This is a genomic window from Micromonospora sp. NPDC000121, from assembly GCF_042899165.1.
GTDB lineage: Bacteria > Actinomycetota > Actinomycetes > Mycobacteriales > Micromonosporaceae > Micromonospora.
Window position 1 is genome coordinate 180,187 of record NZ_JBIAZP010000006.1, and the last position, 20,343, is coordinate 200,529.

At 74.3% G+C, this 20,343-nt stretch carries 19 protein-coding genes; 8 read left to right on the top strand and 11 right to left on the bottom strand.

All coding sequences use genetic code 11. The features are described from left to right. Positions 1-243 precede the first annotated feature (243 nt). From ACFY23_RS19135 to ACFY23_RS19145, 3 genes are all read right to left on the bottom strand, one after another. Positions 244-609 carry a WhiB family transcriptional regulator gene (locus ACFY23_RS19135; RefSeq protein WP_350682265.1) on the bottom strand — a complete coding sequence of 122 codons (366 nt, stop codon included), beginning with the start codon at positions 607-609 and terminating at the stop codon, positions 244-246. Positions 610-742: 133 nt separating this feature from the next. After that, positions 743-1,000 carry a hypothetical protein gene (locus ACFY23_RS19140; protein ID WP_350682267.1) on the bottom strand — a complete coding sequence of 86 codons (258 nt, stop codon included), beginning with the start codon at positions 998-1,000 and terminating at the stop codon, positions 743-745. A gap of 126 nt (positions 1,001-1,126) precedes the next feature. After that, positions 1,127-3,286 (bottom strand): ATP-dependent DNA helicase UvrD2, encoded by a 2,160-nt coding sequence (locus ACFY23_RS19145; RefSeq protein WP_350682268.1) that lies wholly within the window; start codon positions 3,284-3,286, stop codon positions 1,127-1,129. Between the two features lie 92 nt (positions 3,287-3,378). Between ACFY23_RS19145 and ACFY23_RS19150 the strand changes: the two genes are divergently transcribed. Then, the gene (locus tag ACFY23_RS19150; RefSeq protein ID WP_350682269.1) at positions 3,379-3,621 is read left to right on the top strand and encodes a mycoredoxin; all 243 of its coding nucleotides are present in this window, start codon (positions 3,379-3,381) and stop codon (positions 3,619-3,621) included. Between the two features lie 147 nt (positions 3,622-3,768). Here the strand turns inward: ACFY23_RS19150 and ACFY23_RS19155 are convergent, their stop codons facing one another. After that, the gene (locus tag ACFY23_RS19155; protein ID WP_387036361.1) at positions 3,769-5,064 is read right to left on the bottom strand and encodes an MFS transporter; all 1,296 of its coding nucleotides are present in this window, start codon (positions 5,062-5,064) and stop codon (positions 3,769-3,771) included. A gap of 226 nt (positions 5,065-5,290) precedes the next feature. Here ACFY23_RS19155 and ACFY23_RS19160 point away from each other — a divergent pair, with 226 nt between their 5' ends. From ACFY23_RS19160 to ACFY23_RS19170, 3 genes are all read left to right on the top strand, one after another. Beyond that, on the top strand, positions 5,291-6,271 hold the full coding sequence (locus tag ACFY23_RS19160; protein ID WP_350682272.1) for a helix-turn-helix transcriptional regulator: 981 nt from the start codon (positions 5,291-5,293) through the stop codon (positions 6,269-6,271). A 72-nt stretch (positions 6,272-6,343) separates the two neighbouring features. Further along, positions 6,344-6,580 (top strand): DUF397 domain-containing protein, encoded by a 237-nt coding sequence (locus ACFY23_RS19165; protein WP_350682274.1) that lies wholly within the window; start codon positions 6,344-6,346, stop codon positions 6,578-6,580. 214 nt (positions 6,581-6,794) lie between these two features. Continuing rightward, a complete protein-coding gene (locus ACFY23_RS19170; RefSeq protein ID WP_350682276.1) occupies positions 6,795-7,070 on the top strand; it encodes a hypothetical protein in 276 nt (91 codons plus the stop codon). Between the two features lie 171 nt (positions 7,071-7,241). Here ACFY23_RS19170 and nudC read toward each other — a convergent pair whose 3' ends face one another. The 3 genes from nudC to ACFY23_RS19185 are packed head-to-tail and all read right to left on the bottom strand — an operon-like array spanning position 7,242 to position 10,883. Beyond that, complete coding sequence (gene nudC / locus ACFY23_RS19175) at positions 7,242-8,180, bottom strand: NAD(+) diphosphatase (protein ID WP_350682278.1); 939 nt, start codon at positions 8,178-8,180, stop codon at positions 7,242-7,244. Further along, a complete protein-coding gene (locus ACFY23_RS19180) occupies positions 8,177-9,517 on the bottom strand; it encodes a pitrilysin family protein (protein WP_350682280.1) in 1,341 nt (446 codons plus the stop codon). The genes nudC and ACFY23_RS19180 overlap by 4 nt, the downstream gene beginning before the upstream one ends. A 55-nt stretch (positions 9,518-9,572) precedes the next feature. Then, the gene (locus tag ACFY23_RS19185; protein ID WP_350682282.1) at positions 9,573-10,883 is read right to left on the bottom strand and encodes a pitrilysin family protein; all 1,311 of its coding nucleotides are present in this window, start codon (positions 10,881-10,883) and stop codon (positions 9,573-9,575) included. Positions 10,884-11,146: 263 nt separating this feature from the next. Between ACFY23_RS19185 and ACFY23_RS19190 the strand changes: the two genes are divergently transcribed. The 4 genes from ACFY23_RS19190 to ACFY23_RS19205 are packed head-to-tail and all read left to right on the top strand — an operon-like array spanning position 11,147 to position 14,312. Continuing rightward, positions 11,147-12,211 (top strand): ABC transporter substrate-binding protein, encoded by a 1,065-nt coding sequence (locus ACFY23_RS19190; protein ID WP_350682284.1) that lies wholly within the window; start codon positions 11,147-11,149, stop codon positions 12,209-12,211. Then, on the top strand, positions 12,208-12,987 hold the full coding sequence (locus tag ACFY23_RS19195) for an ABC transporter ATP-binding protein (RefSeq protein WP_350682286.1): 780 nt from the start codon (positions 12,208-12,210) through the stop codon (positions 12,985-12,987). Before ACFY23_RS19190 ends, ACFY23_RS19195 begins: the two co-directional genes overlap by 4 nt. Beyond that, on the top strand, positions 12,977-13,861 hold the full coding sequence (locus ACFY23_RS19200) for an ABC transporter permease (protein WP_350682288.1): 885 nt from the start codon (positions 12,977-12,979) through the stop codon (positions 13,859-13,861). The genes ACFY23_RS19195 and ACFY23_RS19200 overlap by 11 nt, the downstream gene beginning before the upstream one ends. Before the next feature lies 1 nt (position 13,862). After that, complete coding sequence (locus ACFY23_RS19205; protein ID WP_350682290.1) at positions 13,863-14,312, top strand: Rrf2 family transcriptional regulator; 450 nt, start codon at positions 13,863-13,865, stop codon at positions 14,310-14,312. 18 nt (positions 14,313-14,330) lie between these two features. On the opposite strand, the gene ACFY23_RS19210 is transcribed toward ACFY23_RS19205, so the two are convergent. The 4 genes from ACFY23_RS19210 to ACFY23_RS19225 form a co-directional block, all read right to left on the bottom strand. Next, positions 14,331-14,519: a hypothetical protein gene (locus ACFY23_RS19210; protein ID WP_350682292.1), complete on the bottom strand. Its 189-nt coding sequence runs from the start codon at positions 14,517-14,519 to the stop codon at positions 14,331-14,333. A gap of 306 nt (positions 14,520-14,825) precedes the next feature. Continuing rightward, positions 14,826-16,178 carry a DEAD/DEAH box helicase gene (locus ACFY23_RS19215; RefSeq protein ID WP_350682294.1) on the bottom strand — a complete coding sequence of 451 codons (1,353 nt, stop codon included), beginning with the start codon at positions 16,176-16,178 and terminating at the stop codon, positions 14,826-14,828. 222 nt (positions 16,179-16,400) lie between these two features. Then, positions 16,401-16,604, bottom strand: coding sequence for a cold-shock protein (locus ACFY23_RS19220; protein ID WP_007464836.1), 204 nt, complete (start codon positions 16,602-16,604; stop codon positions 16,401-16,403). A gap of 205 nt (positions 16,605-16,809) precedes the next feature. Further along, the gene (locus ACFY23_RS19225) at positions 16,810-20,304 is read right to left on the bottom strand and encodes a UvrD-helicase domain-containing protein (protein ID WP_350682297.1); all 3,495 of its coding nucleotides are present in this window, start codon (positions 20,302-20,304) and stop codon (positions 16,810-16,812) included. Between the last annotated feature and the right edge of the window lie 39 nt (positions 20,305-20,343).

The following is a 20,343-nucleotide window of genomic DNA, read 5'->3' on the forward strand; positions in this document are numbered from 1 at the left end:
GATCAGAGAACGCCCAGGTCGCGCGCCGACTGGTTGCGGCTGTGCATGGCGACGGAACGGGCGGAACGGGTTGCCTCAGTGCTCGTGGTGGTACGACCGGCCTGAGGCCGGCGCATTCGAGCCCGGGACAACGCTTCGTGAAGTAATTGCATCTCGGCGACTCCGTCAAGAACGTTCAGCATGGTGGTCAGCTCTCTCGTCGCCGGTGTGACACCGGCGTGGGTGGTACGGATCGGGTTCATGTCAGGCCGCCAGCCGGACCGCGTTGCGCGACTCGGACAGCCCACTGGCCGCCAGCCGCGCCTCGGCCTCGACCCGGAGCGCCGCGTCGCGGGCGAGGTCCTCCTTGCGCGGGCGGCCACGGGGCCGCTTGCGCGGGACGACCGCGCCACGCTCGAAGATCTCGCCGCCCCAGACGCCCCAGGGCTCGGCCCGCTCCACCGCGCCGGCCAGGCACTCGACGCGCAGCGGGCAGTCCCCGCAGAGCGACTTGGCCAGCTCGAGCTCGGCGGGCGAGTCGGAGAACCACAGGTCGGGGTCGAACTTCCGGCAGGGCAGGTTCGCCTCCACCTCGACGCTCACGTCGAGCGGGGCCAACGCCAGACTCATCGCCCGGTCACCTCTCTCTCGTTTTCGATCTCGTGGATCGCACTTCCGACGTACTTGGCGGGCAAAAAAACTGAGGCCGCGGATCCCGGTATGCGGGTTCCGCGGCCTCGAGGTGAGCCGGTGGTCTGATGAATCAGACCGGTCTACCTCGAGGTGGAACTCCGCGGACGTCCATGCGCTTGTTGGCGACATCGACGCCCTTGCCCGTGAAGCCACTGGTCCCCTGGATTCCGGTCGGCGCGACGGCGAGGATCAGCTCGGCCTGAGCCTCGACCTGGTGCACCTGCGGAACCGACGGTCGCGCAGCGGCGAGGGCCACCCGGACAGCCGACAGTGGAGCGACGGCAGCGGGCAGCGCCGCCGGACGCTCGTTGATGTAGAAGATCACCATTGGTGCCACCTCCCTGACGTTCTCTCGTGCCGACACGGTCTCGACCCCTCGTGAGCAGCCCGAATGGCGCCGCTCGCGAGGTGTGCCATGAGGCTATTCCTCGCTTGGGGGCGAGGGCAAACGAATTTACGACGAGATTTCGAAAGTTTTCTCCGGGCAGACGTCGTCGACCGCCGCGCCCGCCACCAGCGCCAGCACCGCCTCCCCGTAGAGGCCGAGCTTGCGCGGCCCGATGCCGGCGATCGCGATCAGTTCCTCCGCCCGGGCGGGACGCCGCTCGGCCAGCGCGACCAGCGTGGCGTCGGTGAAGACCACATAGGCCGGAACCCGCTGCCCACCGGCCACCCGCTGGCGCCACTCGCGCAGCCGTCCGTGCAGCTCGTCGTCGATGTCGGAGGGGCAGGTGGGGCAGCGGCCGAGCTTGCGGTCCGGCCCGGCGAGCAGGGTGGCGCCGCAGATCCGGCAGGAGACGATCTGGGTCCGTCGCCGCTCCGGCCGCCGCCCCGGGCCGGCGCCGGCCCGCTCCGTGCCGCCCGAGCGGTCCAGTTGCGGCAGGAACCGCGACGGCCGCCGGGCCCGCCCGCCCGGCGAGCGGGCCGAGGCGTACGACAGCCACAGCCACTCCCGCGCGCGGGTGATGCCGACGTAGAGCAGCCGGCGCTCCTCCTCGACCTGCTCGACGGTCTTGGCGTACGTGGTGGGCAGGGTGCCCTCGGAGAGCCCGACCAGGAAGACCGCGTCCCACTCCAGCCCCTTGGCCGAGTGCAGTGAGGCCAGGGTCACCCCGTCGACGGTCGGCACGTGCTGGGCGGCGGCCCGGCGGGCCAGCTCGTCGTTGAAGTCGGCCAGGGTGACCGGGCGCTCGACGGAGGCGGCCGGCCCGATCGGCAGCACCTCCGGGGTGGCCGCGTACTCCTCGGCGAGCTGGACCAGCGCGGCGAGCGCCTCCCACCGCTCGCGGGCGGCGCCACCGGCCGGGGCGGCGTCGGGGGCCCAGCCGACCGCCGCCAGCGCCTCGACGACGGCGGCCGGCAGCGGGGTCTCCCCGGGGATCGCGCGGGTGGCGGCCCGCAGCGCGACCATCGCCTGGCGGACCTCGGCCCGCTCGAAGAACCGCTCCGCCCCCTGCACCACGTACGGCACCCGCGCCTCGGTCAGCGCCTTCTCGTACGCCTCGGACTGCGCGTTGGTCCGGAACAGCACGGCGATCTCCTTCGCCGGGGTGCCGGCGTCGACCAGCGCGCGGCAGCGGGCGGCGACCGCGTTCGCCTCGGCCGGCTCGTCGGTGAAGATCCGCAGCTCCGGTTCGGGGCCCGGCGGGCGCTGGCCGACCAGCTCCAGCCTCAGCCGCGCCTCGGCGCCCCGCGCCTGCGAGATCACCGCGTTGGCCAGCCCGACGACCTGCGGGGTGGAGCGGTAGTCGCGGACCAGCCGGACCACCGTCGCCCCCCGGTACCGGCGCGGGAAGTCGACCAGGTAGGACGAGGTGGCCCCGGTGAACGAGTAGATCGTCTGGCTGGCGTCGCCGACCACGGTCAGGTCGTCCCGGCCGCCCAGCCACGCCTCCAGCAGCCGCTGCTGGAGCGGGTTGACGTCCTGGTACTCGTCGACCACGAAGTGCCGGTACTGGGCGCGGACCTGCTCGGCGACGTCCCGGTGCTCCTCGATCCCCCAGACCGCGGCACGCAGCATGTCCTCGAAGTCGATCACGCCGTTGGAGCGCTTGAGACGCTCGTACGCGGCGAAGACGTCGGCGACCTTCGCCGGCTCGTGCGGGGTGTCCCGCAGCGCCTTGGCCGCCGCGACGACGTACTCCGCCGGCTCCACCAGCGACGACTTGGCCCACTCGATCTCACCGGCCAGGTCCCGGGCTGCCGCCCGGTCGGCGCGCAGGCCGACCTTGGCGGCGGCGAGGGTGACCAGCCGCACCTTGCTGTCCAGCAGCTCGGGCATGGCCCGCCCCTCCAGCAGCCGGGGCGCGAAGTACCGCACCTGGCGCAGGGCCGCCGCGTGGAAGGTCCGCGCCTGCACACCCGGCACCCCCAGCACGGCGAGCCGGCTCCGCATCTCGGCGGCGGCCCGGGCCGTGAAGGTCACCGCGAGCACGTGCCGGGCCGAGACCTCCCCGGACAGCGCGCGGTGGGCGATCCGGGAGGTGACGGCCCGGGTCTTGCCGGTGCCGGCGCCGGCCAGGATGCAGACGGGGCCGGCGGGGGCGGTCACCGCCGACCGCTGCTCCGGATCCAGACCGGCGAGCACGCGTTCGGACGCTGAGTGAACCACCACAGCGAGGAATTGTCTCAGCTCCGCCGGGCGTTGCAGCGGTTAGCCTGGGCTTGATCGGCAAGCCGCCGGGCGGACCGTTGGAGGATCTGACCATGCTGACGATGTATTCCACCCCCTGGTGCGGCTACTGCTACCGGCTGAAGTCGCAGCTCGACCGCGAGGGCATCGGGTACGAGGTGGTCGACATCGAGCAGGACCCGAAGGCCGCGGAGTTCGTGATGAGCGTCAACGGCGGCAACCAGACCGTCCCGACGCTGCGCTTCGCCGACGGCAGCGCCCTGACCAACCCCTCGATCACGCAGGTCAAGCAGCACCTGGCCAGCCTGTCCGCCTGACCTGGCGCACCACCCGCCCACGAGCGGCCGACCCGGACGGGCCGGCCGCTCGTCGCGTCGGGCCGCCCTCAGTGCTCCGGCCACCCCCGAGGCCCCGGCCGCCCCCCGGAGGCCCCGGCCGGTGCGGGGTCGACCCGCTGGGAGCCGTCACCTTCCCCGACGTGGGCGGGTCGTGCCGACGACCTCCTGACCTGCCGAGACGAGCCCGTCGGCGGGGCCGACCCGGTCGGCCGGGCGTCGCGGGGCGGGGATCCGGGCGGCCGGCGGCGGGCTGAGGGCGCGGCCGTGCCAGAGGTAGCCGCCGGCGAGCAGGGTGGCCAGGCCGATCAGGGCGAAGAGCAGGCGGTAGTCCAGCGCCCCGACGAGCAGCGCCCCGGCGCCGATCGAGAGCGCCTGCGGGCCGCTCACCACGGCCTCCGAGGCCGCGGCGACCCGGCCGAGCAGCCCGGACGGGGTGCGCCGCTGGATGAGCGTGTGCAGGCCGACCATGGTCAGCGGCAGCGACACCCCGGCCAGCAGCACCGCGACGAAGCCGAGCCAGATGCTCGGGTACGTCAGCGCCAGCGAGGCCGGCCCGAAGAACGCCACCCCGGCGGCGAGCGTGCCCACCTCGCCGGCCCGGCGCACCACCGCCGGGGAGAGCAGCCCGCCGACCAGCCCGCCGATCCCCTGAACGGTGACCAGCACGCCGACGAACGCGGCGTCGCGGCCGAGACCTTGGTCGACGTACGCGAAGATCAGCGACTCGCTGAAACCCATCGCCAGCGAGCCCAGCCCGTAGCCGAACAGCGCCCGGCGCAGCGCCGGCTCCCCGGCCAGGTGCCGCAGCCCGGCGCCCACCTCCGCGGGCCAGCGCGACCCCGGCCCGGCCGGCGGTGTATCCGTCGTCCGCAGCGCCCCGACCACGGCCGCCGCGGACAGGAAGCCGACCATCCCGATCGCGGCCAGCATCCACCCGCCGACGGCGGCGTAGAGGCCGGCGCCGGCCAGCGGGCCGATCAGCCGCAGCCCCTGGCGTACGGTCTGGAGCACGCCGTTGGCCTCCGCCAGCAGGTCCAGCGGCACGACCTGCCGGATCAGACCGCTGAGCGCGGCGCTGAGCGTGATGTACGACAGGCCGTACAGGGCCGCCACCGCGTAGATGATCCACACGTCGGCCCGGTCGCGGACGGCGAACAGCGGAGTGAGCAGCACCGCCGTGACCAGGTTCGCGGCCACGAAGAACGGGCGGCGCGGGTAGCGGTCGACGAACCATCCGACCAGCGGGGCCAGCGTCATCGGCGCGATGACCGCGAAGATGGTGGCCCCGGCCAACCCGTCCGACCCGGTCAGGTCCTTCACCCAGATGGCGAGGGCGAGCAGCAGGATCGACTCGGCGGCCATGCTGGCGAGCAGGCCGCCGAAGAGCAGGCGGAAATCCGGGCGGCGCAGGACGGTGCGCATGGGGTCCCTCCGGCGGGGGTGGTGCGCGCTCGGCGCGGTCGGGGGTCGCGCGGTCGGGTCGGAACGGCGTCGTACCGGCCGCCGCGCCCTTCCACGGTCCTCTTTTCTGCGAGACACGCGCCCGCCGGAACCTCCGGCGGGGGTTGCGCCGTCCATACTGACCGTGGGGGGCGAATTTCATACAGTTACCGTCGCGTCTGCGGCGGTCCACGGGAAAGAGGACGTCGTGCCTCCTGCCTCACCCAGCCCGATCCTGCGCCGTCGCAGGTTGGGCACCGAACTGCGCCGGCTGCGCGAGGCCAGCGGTCTCACCGGGGACCAGGTCATCGAGCGGATCGGCTGGGCCTCCGCGTCCAAGTTGTCCCGCCTGGAGAACGGCCGTAGCCGTCCGGATCCCGACGACGTCCGCGTCCTGCTCGACCTCTACGGCGCCGAGCGGGCGGTGCGCGAGGAACTCCTCGGCATCACCCAGGAGGCCGGCGACATGCGCGGCTGGCTGAAGAACTACCCGGTGATGACCCAGCAGCAGCGCAGCTTCGCCGAGCTGGAGGCGGGCTGCGCCGAGATCTCCGAGTACAACCCCGTCCTGGTCCCGGGCCTGCTCCAGACGCCGGGCTACGCGTCGGTGCGGATCGCCTCGGCCCGCCAGGTCGGCGAGGAGGCGGGCGACCCGGAGACCGGGGAGGACATCGACACCGAGGTGCGGGCCCGGCTGGCCCGCCAGTCGCTGCTGACCCGCACGCCCGACGCGCCCCGCTACACGGCGGTGCTGGAGGAGGCGGCGCTCGGCGGCCGGGCCGGGCCGCCCGAGGTGCTGCGCGAGCAGCTCGGGCAGCTCTGCGAGCTGGCGATGCTGCCGAACATCACGCTGCACGTACTGCCCCGTGACACCCAGATCGGCAACTGGTACCTCCCGCCGACGGCGTTCTCCGTCTACCGGTTCGCGGACCCCCTCGATCCGGAGACGCTGGCCATCGAAGGGGGCTTCACCGACGTCATGTCGACCGAGGTAAACGCGCTAAATCGCTATAAAGTGGTGTTCGAGTGGTTATGCACGGCGGCGCTCTCCGCATCGGACACCCTCTCCTGGCTGATCGAGGCGACGGGACGGCTGCCCGGCACGGCGACCGCGTCCGCGGTGGCGTACGGATCGGCAACGGCGCCGACCCAGCGCCGCCGGCACTCAGGGCGCCTGACGGAACGGTGATCACGGGGGACCACCGTCGGGTCGTGCGACGCCACTCGTTCCATCGGTGCAGTTCACCTCAGGAGTGACGCCATGAACGAGATCCGTAACACCCCGTCCGTCCGCGCGCGGCTCGCCGACGCCCCGTGGCGAAAGAGCACGCGCAGCCAGACCTCGAACTGCGTCGAGGTCGCGCCACTGGGGACGGGGCCGGCCGCGGTGGCCCTGCGGGACAGCAAGGACCAGGGCGGTCCGGTGCTGCTGTTCAACCGGGCGGGCTGGCTGGGCTTCATCGCCGGCGCCAAGAACGGACAGTTCGATCTGAACTGATCCGCCGACCGTCGCGGGGCCGCCGGCACGGCGCCGGCGGCCCCGCCGCGTCTTCGGCCCGCGTCTGCTGTGACCAGGCATCCGCTGATCGGACGAGGCTCCCCACCGATCGTCGAGTTTCACTTGCTGAGACCCTGGCGCGGCGTAGCATGGCGACAGAGTGACGTGGAACTTCCACCCGTTCCCTGCCGTCGCGGTTCATCCGGAGACCCACATGCGTTTCCTGATCGTTCGCACCGACATCCGCGCCGCCGCCGACGTGGACATCGCCGCCGTCTGGGCGTGCGGTGGCCGCCTGCGGGACGAGACCACCACGCCGGAACCGCGCCGACAGATCGTGCACGCCGAGGACCGGGACGCCGCGCTGCTGCTGGCCCGGGCCCTGTCCACGGTGGGCGCGGTCCGCTCCGGAAAACAGCGGGTCAAGGTGCTCCCGCTCGACGAGCCGGCCCTCGGCTGGCGCGCCGCACGCGGCGACCGGGGCAGCTGACCCGGTCCGAGACGTCCGTCGTGGCCGACCGGCTCCCCCGCCGCGTTCCTTGCCCAGCCGACCACGACGGCCCGTGTTCCCGGCCCGTGACCGTCGCGGCAACGGCGGCCACGGGCCGGGACCACATGTCCGCCCGGTCCCCGGCCCGGCCTCCCGGGTGCCGGGGCCGGTTCAGCAGTGGCCGTCGAGCCAGCGGTGGATCAGGAACAGCGCGATCGACGACCTCGGCGGCAGCACCAGCCGGGCCCCGCCCACCTCCACCGGCCGACCCGCCAGGACCGCGCCGATCTCGGTGCGGGTGAACCACCGGGCGTACGCGATCTCCGCCGGGTCGAGCCGCACCGGGTGCTCCGGGTCGGCCGTGGCGAGGAAGCCCAGCATCAGCGAGCCGGGGAACGGCCACGCCTGGCTGCCCGCGTACGCGATGTCCTCGACCGGGACGCCGACCTCCTCGCGGACCTCGCGCAGCACCGCGGCCTCAGCCGACTCCCCCGGTTCGACGTAGCCCGCCAGGCAGGAGAATCGGCGCTCGCCGGGGGTCTGCGGCCAGGTGGCGTTGTTGCCGAGCAGGCACCGCCCGCCCGGCCCCGGCACGCCGTCGTGCACCAGCACGATCATCGCCGGATCGGTACGCGGCCAGATCCGCTCCCCGGCCCGGTCGACGCGGGACCAGCCGGCCTCGTCCACCTCCGTCGGATGCCCCGTGGCCGACGAGTAGTGGTGCCGCAGGTGCCAGTTGACCAGCGCCAGCGCGGTGGTGAACAGCCCGGCGTCCCGGTCGACCAGCAGGTGGCCGACCTCGCGCAGGTGCGCCGGCCGGGCCCCGGGCACCGCCGGCAGCGGGGCGTCCACGGCGAAGACCGGCACGCCGTCGGGCTCGACGCCGAGAAACATCGGGGACGCCGCCTGCGGCACGTCGGCCGAGTCCAGCAGCACCAACGCCGGCGGCGACGTGTCGGTACGCACGAGCGCCCGGCCCTCGTCGCCGGAGTCGAGCACCAGCACCCGCGCCCGGTCCCACGCCTGCGCCAGCCACCCCGGGTCCGTGCGCCGGTGTGCCGCCCGGTCCAGGGTGGAGCGGGCCAGCGGCGGCGTGGGCTCCCCGCTCACGGCGCCGGCTCGGTGACGACCGGGGTGAGCGCGGCGAGCTGCGGTGCGATCCGCTCGGCGTCGCCGAGCACCACGGTCACCGCACGGGCCGGGGCGAGGTAGCGGGCCGCCGCCTCGGCCACGTCGGCCACGGTGGCCTTCGCCAGCCGGGCGGCGTGCTCGGCCAGGAACTCCAGACGCAGCCCGTTGCCGGCGTACGCGCTGGTCAGCGAGGCCAGCCCGGCCTGGGTGGACATGCCGAGCTGGAGGGTGCCGAGGGCGTACTGGCGGGCCTGTTCCAGCTCGTCCTCCCGGGGCGGGAGGCTGGCCAGCCGGCCCAGCTCGTACGTCGTCTCCAGCAGCGCCGGCCCGGTCACCTCGGTGGCCACCTCGGCGGCGGCGACCAGCACCGACCCGGCCACCGAGTGCTCGACGAGCGAGTGAGGCCCGTACGTGTAGCCCTTGTCCTCGCGGATGTTCTCCACCCAGCGGGAGGAGAAGTAGCCGCCGAAGACCAGGTTGGCCAGTTGCAGCGCGGCGTGGTCGGGGTGGGTGCGGGGCACCGCCGGCAACGCGATGCGCAGCGAGGACTGCACCGACCCCGGCCGGTCGACCAGCAGCAGCGGCCCGGGCTCCAGCGGCGGGGCGGGCGGCAGGTCGGCGGTGTGCCCGGCGCCGTTCCACCCCGACAGGGCCTTCTCGGCGGCGTCCAGCGCCCGCTCCGGCTGCACGTCGCCGACCAGCACCAGCACCGCGTCGGCGGGGTGCACCCGCTGGGCGTGCAGGGTGCGCAGCACCCCCGGCCGGACCGCGCGGACCGCGTCCGGGTCCGGGGTCTGCACCGCGTACGGGTGCCTGCCGTAGACCCGCTTGAGCAGGGCGGTGCGGGCCAGGTGCGAGGGCTGGCTCTGCGCAACCTGGATCCGGTCGACCAGCCGGTCCCGCTCGGTCGCCACGTCCTCGTTCGGGTAGGTCGCGCCGGTGAGCACGTCGGCGAGGATCTCCAGCATCCGGTCCAGCCCGGTGACCAGGCCGGCGCCGGAGAGCATCAGCCGGTCCGGGTCGATCCCGGCGGACAGCCCGCCGCCGACCTTCTGCAGCTCGGCGGCGATCTGCACGCTGGACATGCCCTCGGTGCCGGAGAGCAGGGTCTGGGCGAGCATCGCGCCCCGGGCGAGGTGGGTACGGCCGAAGGGCATCCAGAGCCGCAGCTCGACCAGGGGGACCGCCGGTCGGCGTACGGCGATCACGGTCAGCCCGTTGCCCAGCGTGCGCTCGGCCTGCTTCGGCAGCTTGAGCCGGCGGTTCGGGCCGAGCGGCGGCAGCTCCCGCGGCCCGGCCGGTGCGGTTGCCGTCACCTGATCTCCTTCGTTCGCGGCTGCGGGGCTCGCAAACCCGGCTCACTCCTCGCGCTCACCGGCCACCGCCGGCGATGACCTCGATGGACGCGCGGCGCTCGGGCCGCAGGGTGGCCGCGGCGGCGCGGACCTGCTCGTCGGTGACCTCGCCCACGAGCCGGGGCAGGTCGTTGAGCAGCCCCGGCTCGCCGCGCTGCTGCTCCAGCACGGCCATCCGCAGCGCCCGGCCGAGCACCGCGTCGGTGTCGCGCAGCAGGTGGGTCGCCATCCGGGCCTGGGTGCGGGCCAGCTCACCCTCGGTCAGGCCGTCGGTGGCCAGCCGGTCCAGCTCCTCGTCGATGGTGCGCAGCACCTTGTCCACGTCCCCGCCGGGCGGCAGGTGCGCCTGGAGCAGCAGCGCCGTCGGGTCCCGCACGTCGAACGGGTCGCCCATGAAGCCGAGGTAACCGCCGAGGCTGGTCACCGCCCGGTCCCGCTGCACCAGCCGCTCCACCAGCCGGGAGGCGTCGCCGTCGGTGAGCACCTCGGCCAGCACGACGTACGGCAGGTAGCCGGCGAAGTCGGTGACCGGGTCGGGCACCCGCCAGGCGCCGGCCACCGCCGGCAGCGGGGCCAGCTTGTCCGTGTACGAGGTGCGCCGCTCCGCGGTCAGGTCGGGCTCGGCGAAGTCGGGCCGCTCCGGCGCGGGCCGGGCCGGGACGTCGCCGAAGTGCCGCTCGACCAGCGCGGTCGCCTCGGCGACGTCGATGTCGCCGCTGACGGCCAGCACGGCGTTGCCGCTGGCGTAGTAGCGGCGGAAGAAGTCGGCGGCGTCGGCGACGGTGGCCGACTCCAAGTCGACGAAGGAGCCGTAGCCGTCGTGCGCGTTCGGGAAGGTGTCGAACATGACCGGCGGCAGGGTCAGCCAGGGGAAGCCCCCGTACGGCCGGTTGAGGACGTTGACCCGGATCTCCTCCTTGACCACGTCGACCTGGTTGCGCAGGTTCTCCTCGGTCAGCCGGGGGCCGCGCATCCGGTCGGCCTCCAGGAACAGCGCCCGCTCCAGGGCGTTGCTCGGCAACGTCTCGAAGTAGTCGGTGTAGTCGAGATGGGTCGAGCCGTTGAAGGTGCCGCCCGCCCCCTGCACGTGCCGGAAGTGGGCCAGCTTCTCCAGGTTCTCCGAGCCCTGGAACATCAGGTGCTCGAAGAGGTGGGCGAAGCCGGTGCGTCCCTCCGGTTCGGAGCGGATGCCGACGTCGTAGACCACGGCCACCCCGATCACCGGGGCGCTGCGGTCGGGGGTCAGGACCACCCGCAGGCCGTTGTCGAGGGTGAACCGCTCGACCGGGTACTTCGTCGCTGGAATTCTCGATCTCCGCGCCGCCACGGGATCGACCCTAGCGCGTCGGCACCCCCGCCATCGCCGACCTTCGGCCAGCCGCCGCGGCCGGCGCGCCAACCGGCGCGCCCGGCGGTCCCGGCGACCGGCGGCGACGCCGGTCCGGCAGGCCACAAAGCCCATCCAATGGGTAGAGATTGCCGCCTTTGCTGGGACGCCAGTCTCGCCATGTGGTTGACCCTTGACGCTAGCTCACCGCCTGACCCACTCTTCCTACCAACTAAGTAGGAATACTGCGGATTGGATGGACGATGAGACGGCTCCCCTTGCGTCGGTTGGTCTCCCTGGCCACCCTCGCCGTCGTCGGCGCGGCGACCCTGGGCACCGCCGCCGCCTGCGGCGACGACAGCGAGAGCGCGGGTGGCGGCTCCGGCCCGGTGCCCCTGCGGCTCGGCTACTTCCCCAACATCACCCACGCGCCGGCGGTGGTCGGCGTGGAGAAGGGCATCTTCGCCGAGAAGCTCGGCACCGGCGTCACGCTGGAGACGAAGACCTTCAACGCCGGCCCCGCCGCGATCGAGGCGATCTTCTCCGGCGCGCTCGACGCCACGTACATCGGCCCGAACCCGACCGTGAACGCCTTCTCGAAGTCGAAGGGCGAGGCGGTCCGGGTCGTCTCCGGCGCGGCCTCCGGCGGTGTGGCGCTCGTGGTGAAGCCCGAGATCACCTCGGTCGAGCAGCTCCGGGGCAAGAAGATCGCCACCCCGCAGCTCGGCAACACGCAGGACGTGGCGATCCGCCACTGGCTCAAGGAGAAGGGCCTCACGACGACCAAGGAGGGCGGCGGCGACGTCAAGATCATCCCGCAGGAGAACGCCCAGACGGTGGAGACGTTCGGCAGCGGGGCGATCGACGGCGCCTGGGTGCCCGAGCCGTTCGTCTCCCGGCTGGTCAACGCCGGCGGCAAGGTGCTCGTCGACGAGCGCGACCTCTGGCCGGACGGCAAGTTCGTGATCACCAACCTGATCGTCAGCACCAAGTTCCTCAAGGCCCACCCCGACGTGGTGCGGAAGCTCGTCGAGGGCCAGGTGGCGGCGAACGAGTTCGTCAACGGCAGGCCCGACGAGGCGCAGCAGGCCATCTCCGACCACATCGGCAAGATCAGCGGCAAGCCGCTGGACCTCAAGCTGATCAAGCAGGCCTGGCCGACGCTGGAGTTCACCAACGACCCCATCGCGTCCTCGCTGAAGACCGGGCTCGACCACGCCGTCGCGGTCGGGCTGACCCAACCGGTCAGCCTCGACGGGCTCTACGACCTGACGTACCTCAACGAGGTGCTCAAGGGCCAGGGCAAGGCCGAGGTCGGCCAACCATGACGTCGACCACGACGACGCCCCGCAGCGCGACCGGCCCGGTCGCGCTGCACGGCGTCACCAAGGTGTACGGGCGCGGGGCGAACGCCGTCCTCGCCCTGGACGGGGTCTCCCTCGACGTCGTGCCCGGCGAGTTCGTCTGCCTGGTCGGGGCCTCCGGCTGCGGCAAGAGCACGCTGCTCAACCTCGTGGCCGGCCTGGACCGGCCCAGCGGCGGGCGGATCGCCCTCGGCGAGGGGGTCGAGCCGGGGCTGATGTTCCAGGAGCCGGCCCTCTTCCCCTGGCTGACCGTCGAGGGCAACGTCGAGGTGCCGCTCAAGCTGCGCGGGCTGCCCCGGGCCGCGCGCCGGGAACGGGTCGCCGAGCTGCTGGGAACGGTGCACCTGACCGACTTCGGCCGCAAGCGCCCGCACGAACTCTCCGGCGGCATGCGCCAACGGGTGGCGCTCGCCCGCACCCTCGCCCTGGACACGCCGGTGCTGCTGATGGACGAGCCGTTCGGCGCGCTGGACGCGATGACCCGCGACATCCTGCACGACGAGCTGGAACGGATCTGGACCGAGCGGCGGCTCACCGTGCTCTTCGTCACGCACAACGTCCGGGAGGCGGCCCGGCTCGCCGACCGGATCATCCTGCTCTCCAGCCGGCCCGGCCGGATCATCTGGTCCACCCCGGTCGACGTGCCCCGGCCGCGACGCATCGACTCCCCCGAGGTCGCCGCTGTCGCCGCCGACGTCACCGACCGCCTGCGTACGGAGGTGGGCCGCCATGGCCGGTGACACCCTCGCCGCCGTCCCGCGTACCGACGCGGAGATCTCCGGGCTGGACGCCCTGGAGCTGGCCGGACGGGAGCAGAGCCGGCCGCGGGCCGCCCGGCTCTGGGCGGCGACCTGGCCGAAGCTGGCCGCGCTCAGCATCGCCGTCGCCGCGTGGCAGGTCGTGGTCTGGACCGGCTGGAAGCCCGAGTACGCGCTGCCCGGCCCGGCCGCCGTGGGGCAGGAGCTGCTCCGGCAGGTCAGCGGCGTCCAGCTCTGGGACGGACTCGCGACCACCCTGCGCCGGGCGGCCGTCGGCTACCTCTTCTCGGTCGCCGTGGGCCTGCTGGTCGGCCTCGCGGTGGCCCGGTCACGGATCCTCCGGGCGGCGATCGGTTCGATGATCACCGCATTGCAGACGATGCCGTCGATCGCCTGGTTCCCGCTGGCGATCCTGCTCTTCGAGCTGAGCGAGAAGGCGATCTTCTTCGTGGTGGTGCTCGGCGCCGCGCCGTCCATCGCCAACGGCGTGATCGCCGGCGTGGACTACGTGCCGCCGCTGCTGCTGCGCGCGGGCCGCAACCTCGGTGCCCGGGGGCTGAACCTGTACCGGTACGTCATCGCGCCAGCCGCGCTGCCGGCCATCGTGGCCGGGCTCAAGCAGGGCTGGGCCTTCTCCTGGCGCAGCCTGATGGCCGGCGAACTGATCGTGGTCGGCATCTCGCAGACCTCGCTGGGCGCGCAGCTGACCTACTCGCGGGAGCTGTCGGACTCGCCCTGGCTGATCTCCACCATGATCGTGATCCTGGTCCTGGGCCTGGTGGTCGACGCCGCGTTCGGGGCGGCGGACAAGGCGATCCGGCGCCGCTGGGGCGTGCTGGACCAGGCCGGTCAGTGACGTGTACGTCTCCGCGCGCAGCGACTACGCGCTCCAGGCCATGCTCGCCGTCGCCGCCGCCGACCCGGTCGGCGGCGGCGGGCTGGTCAAGGCCGCGGCCCTGGCCGCCCGCCAGGACATCCCGTTGAGCTTTCTCCAGGGCATCCTGGTCGACCTGCGCAGGGCCGGCCTGCTGCACAGCCACCGCGGCACGGACGGCGGGTACACCCTCGCCCGCCCCGCGGCCGAGATCAGCGTCGGCGACGTGCTCCGTGCGGTGGGCGGATCGCTGACGACAGTCCGCGGGCTACCAGCCGAACAGGCCGGCTACCGGGGCGCGGCGACCGGCCTCCGGGATGTCTGGCTGGCCGTGCACGGGGCGGTCGCCCTGGTCGTCGACCGGACCACCCTCGCCGACCTGCTCGGCACGGAGCACCCGGCGGCCAGCACGCGGCAGGCCCCCACCCGCTGACCGCCGCCCCGGCCGGGCTCAGCCGGCGATGGTGGTCGGCCCTCCGGTCGGGCTGTGCAGCTCGACCGGAGCGGCCGGCGCGGCCCCGCCCGGGGTGGCATGCCACGGCGTGAAGACCGCGACCATGGCGAGCAGCAGCCCGGCGAGCGCGACCGCGAGCACCAGCAGCAGCTCACGCACCGCGCCCGTGCCGACGTCGCCCGCCATGATCACCCCTCCCGCGCCGGGCGGTCCCGCCCGGGTCGTTCCCCCCGCCCCAGCTTCCACCACCACGGGCCACCGGAACAGTCGCCGATCGGACGTAACGTCCGCTGTTTACCGACTCAGCCGTCGCCGTCCGGAACGGGTGCCGGCGTACCGTCACGACCGGCCCGGCGCGGGTGCCTGCCCGCCGCGCGACCGGGGCCGGGCCGGGCCGGGCCGGGCCGAGGGAGGGCAGTCGTCGGGAGGATGCGCGGGTCGCCGGGGACGGCAACCCACCGGCCACCCCGGGGGACGGGAACGGAGCCGGCGTCAGGAGGCGCGGGGCGTCCGGGGACGCCGTGGCCGGCGCGGCCGTCCGGAGGCGCGGTGCGGAGCCCGACCGCCCTCACCGGCCCGCCCGCCCTCGCCGGACCGGCCACCCGAGCGTCCGGCGGCCGGCGTGGCGGAGGCGGCGGCCTGCGGCGGGGGCGGCGCGATCGTCACCGGCACCCCGGACGGCTCGCGGGCGCCGGTCACCCGGGCCAGCGCCTCGTCGCCGGGGCGCACCTGGACGGACTCGGGCCGGATGCCGGCGGTGGCCATCAGCCGGGACACGTCCCGGCGCTGCTCCGGCAGGACCAGGGTGACCACCGTGCCGGACTCCCCCGCCCGGGCGGTACGCCCGCCCCGGTGCAGGTAGTCCTTCGCCTCGGTGGGCGGGTCCACGTTGACCACCAGGTCCAGCCCGTCGACGTGGATGCCCCGGGCCGCCACGTCGGTGGCGACCAGCGCGGTCACCTGCCCGTTGCGGAACTGCTCCAGGATCCGGGTGCGCTGCGGCTGCGACTTGCCGCCGTGCAGCGCGGCCGCGCGTACGCCCTTGGCCAGCAGCTGGCGGGCGACCCGGTCGGCGCGGTGCTTGGTGCCCATGAACAGGATGGTGCGGCCCTCGCGGGCGGCGATCCAGGTCAGCGCGGCCGGCTTGTCCGCCGCGTCGACGTGCAGCACGTGGTGGGTCATCGCGGTGACGGTGGCGGTGCCCGGGTCGACCGAGTGCGAGACCGGGTCGGTGAGGAAGCGGCGGACCAGCTTGTCCACGCCGCCGTCCAGGGTGGCCGAGAAGAGCATCCGCTGCCCGTCCGGGGCGACCTGCTCCAGCAGCTTCGTCACCTGCGGCAGGAAGCCCATGTCGGCCATCTGGTCGGCCTCGTCGAGCACCGTGATCGCGACCTGGTCCAGCCGGGCGTCGCCGCGGTTGATGAGGTCGTGCAGCCGCCCGGGGGTGGCCACGACCAGCTCGGCGCCCGCGCGCAGGGCGTCCGCCTGCCGCTGCAGCGACAGGCCGCCGACGACGGTGGCGCAGCGCAGCCCGACGGCCCGGGCGTACGGGTCGAGCGCGGTGGTGACCTGCTGTGCCAGCTCCCGGGTCGGCACCAGCACCAGGGCCAGCGGCCGGCCCGGGCGGGCCCGGCGGCCGGCGGTGCGGGACAGCACGGGAAGGCCGAAGGCGAGGGTCTTGCCGGAGCCGGTGCGGCCCCGGCCGAGCACGTCCCTCCCGGCGAGCGAGTCCGGCAGGGTCGCCGACTGGATCGGGAACGGCTCGGTGATGCCCTGGGCGGCCAGCTCGGCGAGCAGCGCCGGGGCCAGCCCGGTATGGGCGAACGACGGAATGACAGTGGTCATGCGGAAGCCTTCCTCGACGCGGCACGTGTCGAGGGAGGGCGCCGGATGCGGCGCTGTCACCGGCGGACCAGGCCGCGGGTGACTCACAAGCACGAACCGAAAGGGGTACGGGGCCCGGCCCGCCGCCGACTCGCCGCCTGCTCACGCAGGTCGACGGGGCGGCGGACCGGTCCCGTCACCACGCCCGGAGGGCGCGGTGGGTGTTACCTGAAGATCCGAAGATCAGAGCGGGCGGATGTTCTCCGCCTGCGGGCCCTTCTGGCCCTGGGTCACCTCGAACTCGACCCGCTGGTTCTCGTCCAGGCTCCGGTAGCCGGAGGACTGGATCGCCGAGAAGTGGGCGAAGACGTCGGCGCCGCCGCCGTCCGGGGTGATGAAGCCGAAGCCCTTGTCAGCGTTGAACCACTTGACGGTGCCAATAGCCATTTTTGTCTCGTCTCCTTGACGGAACGTCGAACCCGCACCTGTTGCGGGCTCGAAGAGGAGCGCGCCACGCGGAACTGCCTGGCTCGCTTGTCGCTTCTGGTCGCCCCGCCCGGAGAACTCCGGACACAACAAAGAGCGCCTGGGCCACAATCCTCCAGGCGCACACAGAGTCTCTGGGAACCATAACTGCAACGCGACCAACCTATCACGGATTCGCCGGATGGCCATCGTCTGCCGGATTTTCCGGCACCGAAATGATCAGCGCGGTCAGCCCGTCGGCGTCGAGCAGGTCGGCGGGGCGCACGGTGACCCCGTCGCGCACGTAGTGGAACGCCGCGCCGACCCGCTCCACCGGCACCCCGACCAGCTCCGCCCAGGCCAGCCGGTAGACCGCGAGCTGCACCGCGACCACGTCGGCGGCGGGACCGGCGGGCTGCCGGCCGGTCTTCCAGTCGACCACGTCGAACCGCCCGCCGGGGCGGGCGAAGACCGCGTCCATCCGGCCCCGCACCACCACCCCGGCGATCACCGTGGCGAACGGCACCTCCACCTCGACCGGCACCCGGTCGGCCCACTCGCTGGCCAGGAAGCGCTCCTGGAGTTCGGCGAGCGCCTCGTCGGGCGCGGCGTCCGCGTCGGCCGCGCCGGGCAGCTCGTCCAGGTCGAGCAGCCGGTCGGCGCCGAACCGCTGCTCCAGCCAGGCGTGGAAGGCGGTGCCCCGGCGGGCGTACGGGCTCGGCTCGGTGGGGACCGGACGGCGCAGCGCCCGGGCCAGCGCCGCCGGATCCCGGCGCAGGGCCACCAGCTGGGTCACCGAGAGCTGCCCCGGCAGCGCCACCTCGACCGCACCGGCCTGCCGGGTCAGCTCGGCCCGCTCGGCGAGCAGCAGGTCGGCCTCCCGCCGCCACCGCGCGACGTCCGGGTCGTCGACCGGCGGCTCGGCACCCTCCCCGGCCGGCCGTTCCGGGCCCGTCCCGGCGGCGTCGTCGGCGGGCCGTTCCGAGCTCGTCCCGGCGCCGGGTTCCGGGCCGGCGGCGCCCCGCTCGCCGGCCGGCGGGCGGCCCGCCGCGTCGCCGTCGGCGAGGAAGCGGCGGACCAGGACGGCCGCCTCGGCCAGCGCCGGGCGGCGGGCGCCGAGCGGGTCGGCCGGCCACTCGGCGCGGAGCACCACCTCGGTGGTCGGGTTGACCGCGTCGCCCGGCGGCTCCGGCGCCCACTCGTCGACCAGATGCCCCGCGCGGCCGTCCAGGCAGGCGTCGTGCACCTCCCGCAGCAGCACCGACGGGCCACGCGGCCGCTTGGTCCCCTCCCCCCACCAGTGACCGGAGCAGAGCAGCAGCCGGCGGGGCCGGGTCACCGCCACGTACGCCAGCCGGCGCTCCTCCCGCTCGTCGTGCGCCCGCCAGGCGTCGGTGAAGTCCTCCAGCGCCCGGGCCACCCCCCGCTGGTCCTCGGCCTCGGCCAGCCCCAGCCCGGGCAGCCCGTCGGCGTCGCCGCGCAGCGGGAACGGCAGCACGCCGAGCCCGCCCAGCCAGTGGTCGGAGTTGCGCACCGGCCCCGGCCACACGCCCCGGCTCAGCCCGGCCACCGCGACCACGTCCCACTCCAGGCCCTTCGCGGCGTGCGCGGTGAGGATCTGCACCGCCCCCTCGACCACTTCCACCTCGCCCGGGCTGAGGCCGCGCTCCTCGTCCTCGGCGGCGGCGAGGTAGGCCAGGAAGCCCGACAGGGTGGCGCCCGGCGTCTCGCCGCTGAACCGGGCGGCGACGTCGCCGAGCGCGTCCAGGTGGCCCCGGGCCAGGCCGGCGTCTCCGGCGCCGTCCCGGCCGGCGCGCACGGCCACCTCCACGTCCAGACCGATCGTGCGCTCGATGTCCGCGATCAGCTCCGGCAGGGACTGGTCCAGCCGGTAGCGCAGCAGCCCCAGCTCGTGGGCGTACGCCCGCAGCCGGGCGTAGCCCTCCGCCGAGTACGCCTGGGCCGGGCCGAGGTCGGCCAGCGCCTCGACGAGGGTCGCCTCGTCGAGCAGGTCGGGCGTGATCTCCGGGCTGCCGTCGTCGGCGAGCTTCCGCCGGGCGGCGGCGATGCCCTTCGCCCGGCGGTGCAGGGCCACCAGGTCACGCGGGCCGATCCGCCAACGCGCCCCGGTCAGCAGCCGCAGCAGCGCCGCTCCGTCCGTCGGGTCGGCCAGCACCCGCAGCGTGCACACCACGTCCCGCACCTCGGGGGTGTCCAGCAGGCCGCCCAGGCCGACCACCTCGACGGGCAGCCCGCGCTCGCGCAGCGCCGACTCGATCGCGGGGATCTGGCTGCGCAGCCGCACGAGCACGGCCGTCGTCGGCCGCAGCGGCACCGGGATGTGCTCGGGCAGCGCGCCGGGCATGGCGGCCGCGCCGCGCCAGGCGTGCAGCACGCTGTCGGCGATCCAGTCGGCCTCGTCGGCGTACGTCGGGAGCAGGGCGCAGTGGACGGTGCCGCCGGCGGCGCCACGGGCGCTACGGTGCGGCACCGGATCCTTGACGCTCATCGCGGCGTGCAGCTCCGGCACCCGGGCGCCGGCGGCCCGCAGCGGGGTGGCCAGGGCGTTGGCGACGCCGAGGATCTCGGGGCGGTTGCGCCAGCTCGTCGTGAGACCGAGCACCTCGGCCGGCGCGCCGTCGGCGCGGGCGAACTCCGTGGGGAAGCGGTCCAGGGTGCCGGCGCTCGCCCCGCGCCAGCCGTAGATCGACTGGCAGGGGTCACCGACCGCCGTCACCGGGTGCCCGCCGCCGAAGAGCGCGTTGAGCAGCACCACCTGGGCGTGGCTGGTGTCCTGGTACTCGTCCAGCAGCACCACCCGGAAGCGGTCCCGCTCGATCTCGCCGACCCCGGGATGGTCCCGGGCCACCCGGGCCGCCCGGGCGAGCTGGTCGGCGAAGTCCATCGCCTCGAAGTCCTCCTTGCGCCGGGCGTACGCGCGCACCAGCGGGAGCAGCTTCAGCCGAGTCTGTTGGAGGGCCAGGGCCTTCCGCACGTCGGCGTAGACCCGGCCGGGTCGGGCCTGCACCTCGGCGAAGAACCGGCCCGTCCAGGCGGCCAGCTCGTCCGGGTCGACCAGGTGCTCGTCCAGCTCGCCGGCGAGCGCCAGCACGCCGTCGGTGACCGTGCTCGGCATCCGGTCCACCTCGGACATGTCGCCGTCGTAGTTGCGCACCAGCAGGTCGACGAGCTGCCAGCGGGACGCCTCGGTGAGCAGCCGGGTGGATGGCTCGTAGCCGGCCCGCAGCCCGTGCTCGGTGACGATCCGGCCCGCGTACGAGTGGTAGGTGGAGACGGTCGGCTCCCCCGCCAGCGGGTCGTCGAGCGGGTCCCGCCCCCGCCGCCCGAGCCGCCGCACCAACTGGTCGAGCCGCGTACGCACCCGGTGCGCCAGCTCGCCGGCGGCCTTGCGGGTGAAGGTGAGCCCGAGCACCTGCTCCGGCCGCACGTACGAGTTGGCGACCAGCCAGACCACCCGGGCCGCCATCGTCTCGGTCTTGCCCGAGCCGGCGCCCGCGACCACCAGCAGGGGCTCCACGGGCGCGGCGATGATGGCCGCCTGCTCCCGGGTGGGCGCCGGCAGTCGCAGCAGCTTCGCCAGCTCCACCGGCGTGTACCGGGGGCCGGCGTCGGCCACCCGGGGCGCCGGTGTCGCCGTGCCGAACAGGGCGGGCTGGGTCACCGCACCACCACCTCAGTCCGCGGCTGCGGGGCTCGCAAG